This is a genomic window from Sorangium sp. So ce834 (assembly GCF_051521425.1).
Taxonomy (GTDB): Bacteria; Myxococcota_A; Polyangia; order Polyangiales; family Polyangiaceae; genus Sorangium; species Sorangium cellulosum_D.
In genome coordinates this window covers 10,925,320-10,940,216 of the sequence record NZ_CP150351.1, presented here as the reverse complement: position 1 = coordinate 10,940,216, position 14,897 = coordinate 10,925,320, and the positions used below count along the sequence as shown (strand labels likewise).

Annotated in this window: 13 protein-coding genes; 9 read left to right on the top strand and 4 right to left on the bottom strand. The window is 71.6% G+C overall.

Translation table 11 applies throughout. The features are described from left to right. Window positions 1-177: 177 nt before the first annotated feature. From WMF20_RS40255 to WMF20_RS40245, 3 genes are all read left to right on the top strand, one after another. Complete coding sequence (locus WMF20_RS40255) at window positions 178-1,458, top strand: GDSL-type esterase/lipase family protein (RefSeq protein WP_437607035.1); 1,281 nt, start codon at window positions 178-180, stop codon at window positions 1,456-1,458. A 135-nt stretch (window positions 1,459-1,593) separates the two neighbouring features. Next, window positions 1,594-2,187: a TIGR00725 family protein gene (locus tag WMF20_RS40250; protein WP_129579249.1), complete on the top strand. Its 594-nt coding sequence runs from the start codon at window positions 1,594-1,596 to the stop codon at window positions 2,185-2,187. A gap of 223 nt (window positions 2,188-2,410) precedes the next feature. Beyond that, the gene (locus tag WMF20_RS40245) at window positions 2,411-4,147 is read left to right on the top strand and encodes a serine/threonine protein kinase (protein ID WP_437607034.1); all 1,737 of its coding nucleotides are present in this window, start codon (window positions 2,411-2,413) and stop codon (window positions 4,145-4,147) included. Between the two features lie 54 nt (window positions 4,148-4,201). Here the strand turns inward: WMF20_RS40245 and WMF20_RS40240 are convergent, their stop codons facing one another. The 4 genes from WMF20_RS40240 to WMF20_RS40225 form a co-directional block, all read right to left on the bottom strand. Further along, window positions 4,202-4,981, bottom strand: a complete 780-nt coding sequence (locus WMF20_RS40240; RefSeq protein ID WP_437607033.1) for a nucleotidyltransferase domain-containing protein — start codon at window positions 4,979-4,981, stop codon at window positions 4,202-4,204. Then, window positions 4,978-6,279 carry a DNA polymerase beta superfamily protein gene (locus WMF20_RS40235; protein WP_437607032.1) on the bottom strand — a complete coding sequence of 434 codons (1,302 nt, stop codon included), beginning with the start codon at window positions 6,277-6,279 and terminating at the stop codon, window positions 4,978-4,980. Before WMF20_RS40235 ends, WMF20_RS40240 begins: the two co-directional genes overlap by 4 nt. Before the next feature lie 250 nt (window positions 6,280-6,529). After that, a complete protein-coding gene (locus tag WMF20_RS40230) occupies window positions 6,530-7,714 on the bottom strand; it encodes a hypothetical protein (protein WP_437607031.1) in 1,185 nt (394 codons plus the stop codon). Window positions 7,715-8,162: 448 nt separating this feature from the next. Further along, window positions 8,163-8,357 carry a hypothetical protein gene (locus WMF20_RS40225; RefSeq protein ID WP_437607030.1) on the bottom strand — a complete coding sequence of 65 codons (195 nt, stop codon included), beginning with the start codon at window positions 8,355-8,357 and terminating at the stop codon, window positions 8,163-8,165. A 202-nt stretch (window positions 8,358-8,559) separates the two neighbouring features. Between WMF20_RS40225 and WMF20_RS40220 the strand changes: the two genes are divergently transcribed. The 6 genes from WMF20_RS40220 to WMF20_RS40195 all read left to right on the top strand — a co-directional run bounded on the left by WMF20_RS40220 (window position 8,560) and on the right by WMF20_RS40195 (window position 14,863). Beyond that, entirely contained in the window at window positions 8,560-9,315 is a 756-nt protein-coding gene (locus tag WMF20_RS40220) for a hypothetical protein (protein WP_437607029.1), read from the top strand. A 338-nt stretch (window positions 9,316-9,653) separates the two neighbouring features. Next, entirely contained in the window at window positions 9,654-10,793 is a 1,140-nt protein-coding gene (locus tag WMF20_RS40215; protein WP_437607028.1) for a PAS domain-containing protein, read from the top strand. Window positions 10,794-11,644: 851 nt separating this feature from the next. Continuing rightward, the gene (locus WMF20_RS40210; RefSeq protein WP_437607027.1) at window positions 11,645-11,947 is read left to right on the top strand and encodes a hypothetical protein; all 303 of its coding nucleotides are present in this window, start codon (window positions 11,645-11,647) and stop codon (window positions 11,945-11,947) included. A gap of 201 nt (window positions 11,948-12,148) precedes the next feature. Continuing rightward, complete coding sequence (locus WMF20_RS40205) at window positions 12,149-12,448, top strand: hypothetical protein (protein ID WP_437607026.1); 300 nt, start codon at window positions 12,149-12,151, stop codon at window positions 12,446-12,448. A gap of 59 nt (window positions 12,449-12,507) precedes the next feature. Continuing rightward, the gene (locus tag WMF20_RS40200) at window positions 12,508-13,209 is read left to right on the top strand and encodes a phytanoyl-CoA dioxygenase family protein (RefSeq protein ID WP_437607025.1); all 702 of its coding nucleotides are present in this window, start codon (window positions 12,508-12,510) and stop codon (window positions 13,207-13,209) included. 394 nt (window positions 13,210-13,603) lie between these two features. Continuing rightward, window positions 13,604-14,863, top strand: a complete 1,260-nt coding sequence (locus WMF20_RS40195; protein ID WP_437607024.1) for a pectinesterase family protein — start codon at window positions 13,604-13,606, stop codon at window positions 14,861-14,863. Window positions 14,864-14,897: the final 34 nt, after the last annotated feature.

Here is a 14,897-nt window from a genome sequence, read left to right as displayed (position 1 = left end):
CGATCGGGGTCCCCGGCCACAGTCTCACGACCCGCCACGCTTTACCGGTTCATCTTATTGATGGCGATGGTCGCGTCCGCTGTTGATCGTGGCGCCACGATGTCCCAGAGTGCCCGGCCCTGGAGGTCAGCTTCGATGGCTTTGCGTTCATTCCAACAGTCAGCCTTCCTGGTTCTTGTGCTTGGGACGGCCGCGCTCCTGCCGGCCTGCTCGGACGATGACGGCGGCGCGTCCGCGAGCTCCGGGGGGACGGGGGGCGCGTCCGCGAGCTCCGGGAGCTCGGGGAGCACCTCCGCCCAGGGAAGCGGCGGCGCTGGAGGCGGCACCGGCGGCTCCGGGAGCACGGGTGACGGCGGCAGCGGCGGCAGCGGCGGCGACGGCGGCGGCAGCGGCGACGGCGGCGGCCCCGATGCGCCGGGGATCACGCCCAACCCCATCATCTCGCGCGGCAAGCCCGCCTTCGCCTCGAGGGGAACGGCGTCGGTCATCAACGACGGCAAGTACAGGTCGGCGGGAACCTGGATCGCGGGCAAGCCCACCGCAGGCGCGCCGGCCTGGATCGCCATCCAGGTCGGCGACGGGTACGAGCGGCTGCTCCTGAGCTGGACGGCCTCGTACAACTACAACTACACGGACGTGCAATACGGGGCGCCGGGCGCCTACCGCGTGGAGACGTCGAGCGACTCCACGAACGGCTCGGACGGCACCTGGAAGAGCGTCGCCGAGGTGACCGACAACCCGGTCCGCACGCGCGCTCACAGCTTCGATTTCAGCGGCCAGAGCTGGGTCCGGCTCGTCGTGACCGCGGCCCCCGCGACGTCCGACGACACCGGCGTCCAGCTCGACGAGATCGACGTGCACGACATCTCGAACGGCGCGGAGGACACGTGGTTCTTCCTCGGCGACAGCATCACGGCGTTCGCCTACGACCGCGACACGCCGGCCACGCAGCCGAGCTTCGCGGAGAACGTGCACGCAGCGCACGAGTCCAACTACCCCGCGATGATCAACGGCGGCATCGGCGGTGAGCTCACGAGGAGCACGGACCGCCCCAGCGCGCTCGATCGCATCGATGACGTCCTGGAGATGAACCCCGATTACCACTTCTTCGCCATCGGCTACGGCACCAACGACTCGTGGGACCAGACCGACCCGAGCACCTTCAAGTCGAACCTGCAGGAGCTCATCGACAAGATCCAGGCGGCGGGCCGCGTCCCGGTGCTCGCGCGCATCCCGTTCTCGCCCGACGGCCACCACGACGCGGTCGGCGCGTTCAACCAGGCGATCGACGAGCTCACGGCCGAAAACGCCCTCACTCCAGGGCCGGATCTGTATGCGTGGTTCGAGGACCACCCCGAGCAGCTGACCGATAAGGTGCACCCGGATCCCGCCGGGCGCGTCGCCATGAACAAGCTCTGGGCCGAGGCCGTGGACGGCCTCTACTCCGGCCAGCAGTAGGGCGCGGCGCCGGCACGGCCGGCGCGCCGAGGCGAGCGCTCTTGCCACGCTGCGCGGGAAGCGACAGGATGCGCTTCGCGACCGGGCCGAGCGCCACGTGACGCGTCGGCCCGCGGGCGTCGGAGCGGAGCCGTGATGGACGACGATCGGGAAGAGGAGGACACGAAGCGGGACATCGCTCCCTACGTGCCGCGCCGCCCCGTGATGGCGGTGATCGGCAACGGCCTCGCGCTGGACGCGGCGACCGAGGCCGTGTGCGTCGAGCTCGGTCGCCGCGCCGTCGAGGCGGGGTTCCGGCTGGTGACCGGCGGGCTCGGGGGCGTGATGGCCGCCGTCTCGCGCGGCGGGCGCGAGGCGGCGACCTGGCGCGACGGCGACATCGTGGGGCTCCTGCCCGGGTACGAGGCGTCCGCGGCCAACCCGTACGTGGACATCGTCATTCCGACCGGAATGCAGATCGGGCGCAACATCCTGGTCGTCGCGGCGGCGGACGTCGTCGTGGTGGTCGGCGGGGGCGCGGGCACGCTGAGCGAGATCGCCGTCGCCTGGCAGCTCGGCAAGCCGATGCTCGCGCTCGCGACGAGCGGCGGCTGGGCGAGGCAGCTCGCCGGAGGACGCGTGGACGACCGGCGCTCGGATCGCATCGCGTCGGTCGCGACCGCGGAAGAGGCGGTCGCGGCGGCGTGGGACGTCGCGGGCCGCGGCCGCGCCGGCGGCGGCCGGGCCTGAGCCACCTCCGCGGGAGCGCGCGCCGAGCGCAGGTGACGGCGAGCACCCTGGCGGCACCGCGCACGAGGTGATCTCGCTGGAGCGCGGGGCGCGCGTCTCCTGCGATCGGGGAGCGGGCCGCGATCCGCGAGCGTCGATGAGCGGAGAGGGCCAGTGACTCCGGGCCATCGCGGCGCTGGCGGTCGAGCCGGCCGCGAGGCGGCCCGTGCTAGGCTCGGCGCCGATGTCGGAAGCGGAAGAGGAAGAGATCCGGCGGCTGAGCGCCCGCGTCGGGACGACCCTCCACGGCAAGTGGCGGCTCGACGCGCTGATCGGGGCGGGCGGAATGGCGGCCGTCTACGCGGCCACCCATCACGTGGGGCACCGCGTTGCCATCAAGATCCTGCACCCGGAGGGCGCCGTGTCCCGCGAGCTCCGCGCCCGCTTCGAGCAGGAGGCGCTCGCCGCCACGCGGCTCGGCCACCCGGCCGCGGTGCAGGTCCTCGACATCGACGTGACCGAGCAGGGAGAGCCGTTCCTGGTGATGGAGCTGCTCGAGGGCGAGAGCCTGCGCGAGCGCGCGTTGCGGCTCGGCAGCGTCCCGATGCCCGAGATCCTCGCCCACGTGGACACGCTGCTCGAGGTCCTCCGGGCCGCGCACGACGCCGGGATCGTCCACCGGGACATCAAGCCGGACAACCTCTTCGTGACGCGCGACGGGCGGCTCAAGGTGCTCGATTTCGGGATCGCGCGCATGAAGCAGGGCGGCGCCGGCCTGAAGACGCGGACGGGCGCGGTGCTGGGCACGACGAGCTACATGGCGCCGGAGCAGATCCTGGGGAGGGACGTGGACGGGCGGGCCGACCTCTATGCGGTGGGCGCGACGATGTTCACGCTGCTCGCGAACCGGCGGCTCCACGACGCGGACGGGCTCACCGAGGGAGAGCTCCTCATCAAGATGAGCACGACGCCGGCGCCGCCGCTCTCGACCGTGGCGCCGGGCGTGGATCCGCGGGTCGCGCGGGTCGTGGACCGCGCGCTCGCCTTCCAGGTCGAGCGGCGCTACCCGAACGCGCAAACGATGCTCGCCGACGTGCGCGCCGTGCGCCGGGGCGAGGAGCCCCCCTTCGCGACGGCGGGGGCGGCCGAGGCCGACGCGCGCACGCGCGCGCACGGCAGGGGCATCCCGGGCGGACCGCCGGTGGGTGCGGCTTCGCTGGGCGCGAGCTCGCCGGCGCTGTATCCCGGGGCGGGCCCGGCTTCGCTGGGCGCGAGCTCGCCGGGGATGGTTCCGGGTGTAGGCGCGCCGCGTGCGCCGCAGCTCGCCGTCGTCGGCGCGGTCGCGGTGCTCCTCTTCTGCGTGGGCATCGGGGCGGTGCTGCTGCTCTGGCCCTCCCGCGACGAGGGCGCCCGGGAAGGCGCGGCGCCGGCCTCCGTGTCCCTGAAGGACATCCCGCAGGCCCAGAGCTCGGTGGCGCCCGCGGTCAGCGCCGCCAGCTGCGCGCCGGGCATGCCGTGCACCTGCGGGGGCGGCAGCCCGGGAAACGCGCCGAAGAGGTGCGAGCTCACGTGCGGTGAGGCGTCCGGCTGCAGGCCGAGCTGCTCCGACCGCGACGTCTGCGAGAGCCGCTGCGCCGGAGACTGCCAGTCCTCCTGCGCGAAGAGCAAGGCGTGCGACACGAGGTGCGCGGACAACTGCTCTGTCGACTGCCGCAACGCGGACACCTGCCAGGCCACCTGCGGCGCACGCTGCTCGTATACCTGCGAGGACGTGGGCAAGTGTTTTCCGGTCGTGGGAGACGGGAGCGTCGTGAGGTGCAACCGGGTCGGAGGGTGCGAGGTGACCTGCACGGGCTCGTGCGCCGTGTCGTGCTCGAATACCGGGGGATCATGCCCGGTGACGTGCCAGGGGCAGGGGCCCGCGGTGAAGTGCCGCGACGGGCGCAAGGCGTGCGGCGACGGCTGCTCGCTGCCGCGGTGAGGCGGCGCTCGCCGGGCGACCTCCGCGACGGATCCTGGGGTGTCCCGCCGCGCCTCAGAGCCGCGCCCTGCGCAGCGCGAGCAGCCAGTCGTTGAGCTCGTCCTGGTTGGGCGGCTCCTCCGGCAGCACGGCGCGATCGTGGGCCGCCTCCAGGGTCGTGAAGGCCCGGGAGATCTGCTCTGCCCAGCGCGCGGCGGTGTCGGGGGCGAGCGCCGCCTTCTCGCCGGCGCGCTTCTGGTCGACCAGCTCGCGCGCGGCGCTGAAGCCATAGAGGTCGAGGAGCGCGGTCACGTCGGTGACGATCTCGCCTGTCCGGAGCGCGTGGGCGCCGGTCAACGTGGTCCTGAGGACGTAGAGGAGCTTCTTCGCCGAGGTGCGGCCGCCCGACTCCCAGGCGCGGAGCTGGCTCGTGGCGAAGCCGACGTAATGGCGGAAGATCCGGCGCGACAGCGCGGCGGCGACGAGCGGGCGGAGCGAGGCGAGGTCGGGGGCGACGTGGAGCTGGAGGGGGCCGAGGATCCGCTCGATGTAGTTGCCGTTGCCCTGGAGGACGCCGAGGAGGACGGGGTGGATCTCATTCGATGTGTAGTCGATCTCGACGCCCTCGATGACCTCCATCCGCGCGGGGCTCGCGCTGCTGCGGAGCAGGCCGAGCAGCTTCTCGGTGGGCTCGACGTGCACCGCCTTGAGATCGAGGTCGCTGTCGGGCGAGGGGAAGCCATAGGCGTGCGCGCCGCTCAAGGCGATGACGAGGTGCGGCCGCTTGGCCTCCTCCTCGGCGATGACGCGCGCCGCGACCTCCTGCTGCTTTGCCTCGAGCACCGGTGTGTTCATCCCTCGTCCTTTCCTTCGGCGCTGCCGCGCGCCGGGCCGGGGTCTCCCGCGTCCCAGACCGCGACCGGCGCGGGGGGAGCGTCCTTGCCGAGCGGGCCCGGCTCCGCCGAGAGGTGCCGCCGGGCGACCTCCTCGCGGACGCGCCGGAGGAGCGCGTCGGCGCGGGGCACGTCGGGGTGCGGCGGCAGCTTCGTGGCGAGCCGCGCGGCCTCCAGCTCGGGGGTCATCGACTCGGCGAGCTCGATGGTCCGGTCGAGGGGCCAGGCGCCGGTCTTGATGGCGAGGAGCGCCTCGCGGAGGTCGCCTTGCACGACCAGGTCGACCTCGCCGTCGCGCAGCCAGCGGATCGCGGTGGCGATGAGGCGAACCAGGTTGTAGGCGTTCTTGGGGCGGAGGTCGCGGGCGGGGTCGATCGCGGTCCGGCCCTCGCGGGCGAAGGCGGCGAGCGAGGCGAAGTCGCGGGCGGGCAGGAGTCCCTGGTCGTGGAGCGAGCGGTAGAGCTGCTTGACGTACTCCTTCGCCTGGAGCTCCCGGTCCGCCTCGGTCGGCGCGGCGCGGGGGCTGATGGCGGCGAGCTTCCGGGCGACGTCGTCGAGGGAGAGCGAGGGCTCGTCGGCGAGCCAGTCGAGCACCCGTTCCCGGTGCTCGGCGAGCCGGTGCGCTTGCGAGAGCCGCTTGAGCTGCGAGAGGGCGTAGCGGCCGAAGCTGCCGTAGATGGCGGAGGAGACGAACGACTCGCGCGCGGCGAGGAGCCAGGCGCCGATCTCGTCGCGAGGCTCGGCGGTGCGGACGAAGAGGAGCTCGAGGGTGTTCGGGTCGGCGCGGAGGGCCTGGCGGATGGCCTTCTCGATCTCCCAGTACGACGCGCTGCCGTCGGTGCTCACGAGGTCGGTGGGCGGCTCGGCGAGGCCGGTGGTCCAGGGGAAGGGGAGCGCGAAGACGCCGCGTCGGTCGGTGTCGGACCCCTCGCTCGCGAGGCCCCAGGCGCGTGAGCCCACGACGGCCTCGAGGACCACGGCGGGCCGGAGGGCGTCCCAGGCGGCGCTCCGCCGCTCGGCGTGCCGCACCTGGCCGGCCTTGCGCGGGACGAGCTCGTCGCGGCGGTAGCGGACGACGCCGATGCCGATGAGCATCACGTCGAGCTCCGCGCCGGCCGAGCCGACGACGCGCCCGACGGCGCCCTGGGGGATGCGGCGGTCGCCGAGGAGGCGGTCAACCCGGGTGGTCACCTCGGTGCCGTGGGGAAGAGGGACGGCGAGCGGGTCAAGGCGGGTGAGGCCGCGCAAGCGGAGCTCCATGAGCGGACGCTACCACGTGAGCGGCGACTCGACCCAGGTTGGCACGGCGACCTGCGACCCGACCCAGGTTGAGCGGCCCGACCCAGGGTTGGGCGATCAGCGTTGCGAAACAACCTGGTCGAGGTAGCGGGGGTAGCATCGGCAGTAACCCCATACTACCCAGGTTGGGGTAGTACAGCCGTCCACCAGCGCCGACCGCCTGCCGGCCGCCACCCATGGCATGCGCGTCTCGCCTGGGTCGAGCCTCGGATCATCGCTCGACCAGCAGCACCGGGCTGCCCGAGAGGGCGAGCGTCACCTTGCCGTCGCGCGCGTCGGCTGATGTCTGCGCGCCGTCCCATGCATGGACATCGAACCCCGATGACGTCGCGAGCTCGACGTTCGCCGACGCATCCTCCGTGTCGCTCGGCGTCGCGGCCCAGAGGGCGATGCGGCGTTTGCCTCCCTTCTCGAACACCACACCTCGCGCGTCCCGTGGCAGCGCGAGCTCCTTCGTCGCGCCGTCATCGTAGGACGCGCCGAAGAGCACTTCGTTGAGCGTCGTGTATGCTTTGCCGAGGTCGGTCTTGGTCGCCTGATCCACGCTCGTGAGCGCGCCGACGTCATTGTAAAGTCCCATGTGCCCAAACACATCGTCGCTCCCCTCCTCGCCGTTGGACAGAATGAACCAGTCGACGCCGCCGATGCCGTGTGCCTGCGCCAGCGTCATCACCTTGATGAGGTAGTTGCGCGCATACTCCGGGCTCCCGACCTCCGGGTACTCCGGCGTGGGCGCGAGCGGCGCGCCGCTCTCCGAGACGTTCCACCCCTCCACCTGCACGCCGGCTTCGGCGAGCGCCGCGGCAAAAGCGTCCTTCGATGCGAGGAGGTCATCGACGGACGCGTCCGAGCTCTTCGGGCTGAAGATCGGGTAATAGTGGAAGTCGACGACGTCGATGTAGGCGCCGCCCTTCTCCGGGTAACTCGGCGTGATCGCCCCGCCCTCGGGATTGTCGGTGTAGCGCAGGATGGCCGAGAGGAACGCCGGGTATCCGATGCCCCCCGTCGCGATCTGCGCGCTCGGATCCGCCTTGCGCGCGGCCTCCTTCGTGACGCGCAACATTCTTATGTAATCAAATATCGATCCGTTGAACCGGGGGAGATCGGCGGCCTTCGGCGGCTCGGTGGCCCACGTCTGGGTGACGCGCCAGTCGGCCACCCAATCGGGCTCGTTCCACGCGTGCCACACATGGATCCAGGTCTTGTAGGTGTCCACCGTCCGGTACACGTAAGAGGCCCACGCGTTGTTCGGGTTCACCGTCCCGTCGGCCGCGAAGATCGGCTCGTAGAGGCTCTTCGGGATATAGTGCTCGTTCTGCCAGTCGGCCGCGCCGGGCGGCGCCGTCGTCAGCTCCACCGACTCGGATCCAATGAGAAACCCGATATGGTCGGCCATGCCCAGGGCCGCATACGACTGAATATCGCCGAGCTCGATATCGTATCCCCACGTAGCGAGGTGCGCCGCTGGGAGCTTGACGCGGAGGCTGCGGACGCCTGCTCGCGCCGCGAGCGTCCCCTCCTTGTCGTCGCCCCAAGCCGCATTGCGGTGACCGAGGTTGACGCCGTAGCGAAACGCGTGAGGGAGCCCACTGCTCCCTCCACCGCCGCTTCCCCCGGAGCCTGCATCGCTGCTGCTCGGCGACCCGTCCCCTGAACCACAAGCAACGACGGCTGAAGCGTACAGCAGAACGGACCATCGACGCATGAACACGCCTCCTCCCGGCTGATGCCGGGAGGTCAGCGTAAAGGATCCGGCGCAAACGCGGCTGTCCTGTTTCCGGCCGGCGAGCCGAGGTTGAGGATCCCACCCAGGTTGGCCGACCGACGCAAGGTAGGCGGCGATCTCAGGGCCCGACCGGCGCGAGCACGGCGGCCTTGTGGCGGGCGAGGAAGCTCCGCACGTCCTCCGCGGGCCTTCCGGTGAGCTCCTCCACCGCGTTCGTGGCCACATCCAGCGTCCCACGCGCGATCGCCTTGTTGCGCAGGACGGTGGCGCCGAGCCCGCTCTCCGCGAGCGCGTCCTCGGTGGCCTGGTTCACCGATTCGCGCGCGGCGATGGCACAAGCTGGCTGAGCCAACTTGAGCCACTGTCGCGGAGGCCCCTGGAAGCGAGCGCGGATCTCCCGCAATTTCAGGTTGGTTCGCGAATTGCTCCTGGCAGTGGTCGTGCTCGGGACCGCGGCAGACCGCGGCACACGCGACTGCTGGTCCCGAGCGGTAGCTTGTTGGGAGGATAGAAGAATGATGAAGATGTTCAGGGGGTTTGGGGCATTTGCGGTGGCCGGCATGGCGCTCGTGGCCGGGCTCGGCGGTTGCACCGCGCAGGCTGGCGATGACGAAGACGTGTTCGGCTCGATCAGCTTGCCGCTCGCGGCGGAGGCGCCGTCCGGAGCGCAGTATCGGCTGCGCAATGCCACGTTCGAGATCCGGAGCGGCTACTACTACTACTACGAGGACGAGAACGTCGGCGTCGGCGTCGTCACCAGCGGCGGCGGTGCCTCGTATCCCGGCAACCTTGTCTTGACGGTCAATAGCGAGGACGAAGATCCCGACGCGAGCTCCATCCTCGTCGATCTCGAGCAGGGCTCGTACAACGTCACCCTGCTGCCGGGCTGGACCTTCGAGAAGGTCCAAGGCGGGACCGTAACGCCGGTAGAGGCCACGCTGCTGTCGTCGCAGACGGTCTACACCTACGTCTCGCCGCACTCGACGACCTGGGCTCAGTATCAGTTCGGTATCGGGGACCGCGCGCTGTGGCTCAACGGCAAGCTGAACATCAACATCGACGTCTACGAAGACCCGAGCGAATACTACTACGGCCAAGGGGGCGCCGGGGGCGCGGGTGGCTTCGAGACCTCGACGGTCGGCGTGGGCGGCTCCTGGCCGGGGACCGGCGGCGCGGGTGGCTTCGAGACCTCGACCGTCGGCGTGGGCGGCTCCTGGCCGGGGACCGGGGGCGCGGGTGGCTATGCCGGGGCCGGTGGCGGCTCGCCGTAACGCGACGGCTCCCCCCGCGGCAGCGGCGATCGACGCCGGCCCGGAACGCTCAGCGACGCCGCTGGCCGCCCTCGGGAGCTCTGCCCCTCTCGAGCTCGTCCTGGCTTCGAGAGCCCCCAGGCGCGAGGCGCCGCTGCTCGTCGCGCGGAGCCGGGTCCCCCCGGCGCCGCGCCCCGCGCACGTTGTCGGACGAGCAGGGGCGCCGTGTTCAGAAGTGGTCTCCGCGCCCGCGCAGCCCTCCATCGGGGCTTGATCTGCCAACGGGGCCCAGGGTTACGCTGGCGCGTAGCCGAGCCGCCGGCACCCGGCGGACGGCGCTCCTGACGATGAGGGAACACGTGCACACGCTCGCCCGATCGCCGCTCGCGGTGGTCGAGTACGGCCTGGATCTCGCGATCACGGAATGGAACGAGAGCGCCGCGCGGCAGCTCGGCGTGCCGAGGCAGGAAGCCGTCGGCCGATCCATCGCCGAGCTGCTCCCCACGCCCGAGGACGAGGGCGTATGGCGGCGCCTGCTCGACGAGGACAGCGGCGAACGGCGCCTGCGCCACCCCCGGAGCGACGGCGGCCACGTCGCGTGCGCGTGGGCTCACCACCGCGTGCTCGATCCCCGCGGAGCGTCGGCCGGCGTGCTGTGCATCGGCCGCGACGTGACCTCCGAGGTCGAGGCGTCCCGGCGAAACGCCGAGCAGCAGGCGATCCTCCGCGCCCTGGTCGACAACCTCAGGATCATCGTCTGGGCCTCCGATGGCCGCGGCGTGTTCACCTACCTGGACGGCAAGGGCCTCTCGGGGACAGGCGTGAAGCCAGGCCAGCTCATCGGACGGAGCGTCTTCGACGTCTACAAGGAGCACGAGACCGAGGGGTTGCGCCGCGCCCTGCGCGGGGAGCAGCTCCACATCATCTCGGAGGCCAACGGCAAGCCCCTCGAGAACTGGTTCGTCCCGATCGAGGACGAGCGCGGCGAGGTGGGCGCCGTGGTCGGCATCACCCTCGATCTCACCGAGTCGCGGCGCGCGGAGCTGGAGCTCCGCGATCGGCTCGCCTTGATTGAGCGGCAGCAGCTGGTCATCCGCCAGCTCTCGACCCCCATCCTCCAGGTCTGGAACGGCGTGCTGACGCTCCCGATGATCGGCGTGGTCGACAGCGCGAGGACCGCGGAGGTGATGGACAGCCTCCTCCAGGCCGTCGTGCGCACCCAGGCCCGCTTCGCGCTCCTCGACCTGACCGGGGTCGAGGCGGTCGACACGAAGACCGCGAGCTACCTCGTCGATCTCGTCCGCGCGATCCGGCTCCTCGGCGCCGAGGGGATCATCACCGGGATCCGGCCGAGCGTCGCCCAGACGGTCGTCTCGCTCGGGCTCGACCTCGCCGAGATCACGACGCTCTCCGACCTCCAGGCGGGCCTCAAGCACTGCATCGGGCGCATGGTGGGCGAGGAGCGAGCGCGCGGCGGGAGGCCGCTCCGCGAGCGGTGAGCGGCCCCGCCGGGGAGGGCGCGCTCGACGCCCGCCCTCCGCGAGCGGGGTGCGCACGCCGCTCACCACCGGATCGCCGAGGACCTCGCGTCTCGCGATCCCTCCGCCGCATACGGCGCTGGGCCGTAAAAATATAGCGATAACGAAACGACAAGAATCGACACCGCTCCGTGCCCGAACCGGGCCCCCTGCGGTCTACCCAGGTTGAAGGGGCGAGCGACCCCCGGTTCCTTCCCGGGCGCCGCGCCATGGGACGGCAGGCGCCTCGCCGTCCGTCCACGAGAGCTCCGGCGACGACGACCGCCCCACGGCGGCGACGGCAGCGCTGCGCGCATCGCCCTCTCGCGGACGGCTGGCCCGCGCGCTCACCATCGCTCGTTGTCCTTTTCATTCACCCCGGAGAAGTGCCATGCGGCTTCGTTCGATCCTCTCGTTTGCTCTTCCGCTCCTGCTTGCAGCTTCGTTCGATCCTCTCGTTTGCTCTTCCGCTCCTGCTTGCCGCGTGCGGCGCCGTTACTTCGTGCGGGGTCGAGGCCCCGATTTCCTCCTCGAAGGGGGGATCGAGGCCGAGGCCGGGCAAACGATCGACGTGGGCGACGAGCGGCTGAGCCGCGTCATGTTCGCCCGGCTCGTGCGCAAGGGCGGCGGGGTCCGCGAGGTCGCGCACGGGCCCGTGGCCAGCTATCAGCTCAGGACGCCCCTCGTCGCGGGGGGACTCGCTCTGTCACGGCGGGTTCGTCGGCTACTGGATCGAGCTCCAGCAACTCGGCATCGCGCCCCATCTCAGCGCGTGCCGCAGCGGGTTCCAGAACGAGGGCCTCACGGCGCGCAACGACGAGCTCGGCCTGGACGTGCGCCTGTCCCACGCATGGGACCTCCCCGTGATCACCCTCGGCGTCGGCGTGGATCTCGGCCTCGCCGTCATGAGGCAGCGCTTCGAGACGTTCGGGCGCGCGCCCGAACGCCGCGGCCTCGCAGGCGCCTTCGGCGCCGGCGCCGGCGTCACCGTCGACCTCGTCCGAGGGCTTTACCTCCACCTCGAAGGGGGAGCACAGACGTACGTCCTCAAGCAGCGACGCGTGGGCAGCGAGGAGGCCGAGATGGCCCCTTCGTTGGCCGCGCGGCTCCGGGCGGGCATCGGCGTGAGCCTCTGACGTGCATTGACAGCGGCCTCGGTCCGGCGAATACTGCGCCTATCGGGCTGCTCCGAGCCCGGCTCCTCGCCTGCCGCCGGCACGGCTCGCGCGAGGGGCGAAGAGGGCGCTGCCCTTCGGGGTCCTGGCTCGTGATGCTGCCGCTCTCCGTCGGTGCCGGCCGACAAGGATCGATCTCGGCAGATCACCTGGACAGGCCCGATGGGGAACCGTCACCACCACAAGAAGCTGCGCGCGGACGTTCGGGCCAGGATGGCCAGGACCGGCGAGGGCTACCAGAGGGCCCTCGCGCGGATCCTCGACGAGCGCTCCGCGCCGGCGCCCGCGCGCGGCGTCGATCTCGTGCCGATCGAGTACTTCGGCGCGCCGGCCGCGCTCGCGACGTTCGAGATCGCGGGGCGGCTCGCGTGCCTCGTCGTCTCGAGCTCCCATCGTCCGCGGCCGTTTCCCCACGACCCCCTCGTCGCGCTGGCGATGCGTGGGCCTCGGACCGTCCATTGAGTGATCTTCGCGAGCTCGATCGCCGCGAGGTCATGATGAACACGTCAACGAGAGATCGAGTGGACGCCTTCCGCGCGCGCGGCTTCTTCGTCGTGCCCGCCTTCCTCGACGCCGAGGGCCGCGCCGAGCTCCGTCGCGCGTGCGACGCCGCGCTCCTTCGCACACGAGCGCTCTCCCAGGAGACGGGTCACTCGACCCCGAGGATCTCGCTCCTCACCGACGGCATCGTCTGCTTCCAGGACGACCCGCGCGCGCTTGAGCTCATCGCCGCGTTCGTCGGCTCCCCGCGCGTCTGCGAGCTGCTCTCCGGTCTCGCGCGTCCGAAGGAGGGAGACACGCCGCGCCTGAAGGACGCACACTACTACCACGAGCAGACCAGGCGCGACTGGGACGGGGACTGGCATCGAGATAGCCAGCTCGGCCAGCCCGATCCGGAAATCGAGCGCGCAGTCGTCGCGACGACGACATCGGTGCACTTCCGGGTGGCGCTCGAAGACGACGACCGGCTCGAGATCGTCCCCGGCTCCCACGCTCGCTGGGACACCCCGCACGAGCTCCGGATCCGGCGCGGCGCCGATCGGACCACGCCGGACATGCCGAACGCCGTGCGCGTCGCCCTGCGCGCCGGGGATGCGTGCGTCTTTCACGCGTGGTCCATTCACCGCGCGACCTACCTCCGCGAGCCTCCGCGCCGCACGCTCGACGCCCTCTACGCCTTCGGCCGTCCAACCGTGCGCCGCTGGGCGCCGCCGCGGACATGAGACGCGCCGCGATTCGCGCCGGCGGCGCTGTCACGCGCGGCTGTCAACTGTGTCAACCCGGAGTGGACACGGCGGGCGGGCCCGCGCGGCGTCGCGCCGCGTGGTGTGTGTCTTGCAGCGCCAGAGCTCCTCTCAACCTCAGAGCTTCTCTCAACCTCGGCAAAGGCAAGGTCGAACGGTGGACATGACCGGCAATTCCCGTCGGATGCTCTCGCTCCCTCTCGTGCTCGTCGCGCTCGGTCTCCCCGCGTGCGGCGGCGACGATTCGGGCGGCGGGGGCCCGGCAGACGCATCTTCCTCGGGTGGAGGTCCAGCCACTCCGGGCGCCTCCAGCAGCTCGTCCTCCGGCGGAGCCACCGGCTCTGGCGGCTCGTCGGACGGGGGCGCTGGCCCCGTGAGCAGCTCCACGGGCGACATGACCGGATCGGGCGGCTCCGGCGCAGGGGGCTCCGGCGCGGGCGGCGCCGGCGCAGGCGGCTCCGGCGCGGGCGGCTCCGGCGCAGGCGGCTCGGGCGCAGGCGGCTCCGCGCCAAGCACCGCGACCCGACCGCAGCTCACGAGCGCGCAGGCGGCGAGCCATACCGTCCTGAAGCACCTCGAGAAGGCCGGCGACCTCGCGTCGGGTCTCGTGACCGACCGCTGGGATCCCACCGCGGGCGCCGGCGACGTCGGCGGCTTCACGCCCAGGTACACGGTCGCCGCGAGCGGGGGCACCCACAGGACGGTGCAGTCCGCGATCGACGCGGCGGTGGCCGCCGGCGGGACGAGCCGCATCTACATCGAGGTCGCGGCCGGCGCTTACCGCGAGGTGGTCTGTGTGCCGGCGTCGGCCCCGCCGATCACGCTGTACGGCAAGAGCTCCGACGCCAGCCGGACGGTCATCGCGTACGACAACTACAACGGCAAGACCAAGCGGGCGGGCTCGCCCGCCAATCCCTGCAACCCGAACCTGAGCGGGACGACCTACGGGACCAGCGGCAGCGCGACCTTCGCCGCTTACGCCGACGATTTTCGGGCCAAGAACCTCACCATCGCGAACGACACCGACGAGGGCGCCGTCTCCGGCGGCGGCACGCAGGCCGTCGCGCTGATGACGCAGGCCGACCGGCTGATCTTCGAGAACGTGCGCCTGCTCGGCAATCAAGACACGCTCTACGTCAAGACGCCGAACGCAGGGACGGTGTCGCGCGCCTACTTCAAGGGCTGCCACGTGGAGGGCGACGTGGACTTCATCTTCGGGCGCGGCACCTTCGTGCTCGACGGCTGCACGATCAGGTACCTGACCGCGCGGCAGGGCAACAAGGGCGGGTACATCGTCGCTCCCAGCACGGATGCCCGCAACGACCACGGCATCCTCATCATCGACAGCGAGCTGACCGCCGAGGCCGGCACGCCGGCCGGGCTCGTCTACCTCGGCCGGGCCTGGGACGAGGGGCAGAACGACCTCGCGACGTACGCCGCGAGCGTCGCGAGCGGCGTCTACCCGAACGGCCACGCGATCCTCCGAAACTCGACCCTCGGCCCCCACATCCGCGCGGAGGCTCCCTGGCACGCCTCGACCGTCGATCGCCCCTACAGCTCCACGGCGGGCACCTACCCCGCGAACCGCTTCTACGAGCACGCCAACGCCGGTCCGGGCAGCGCGGCGCCCTGAGCGGCCGCGCGAGGGCGCCTTTCCTCTATCCTCG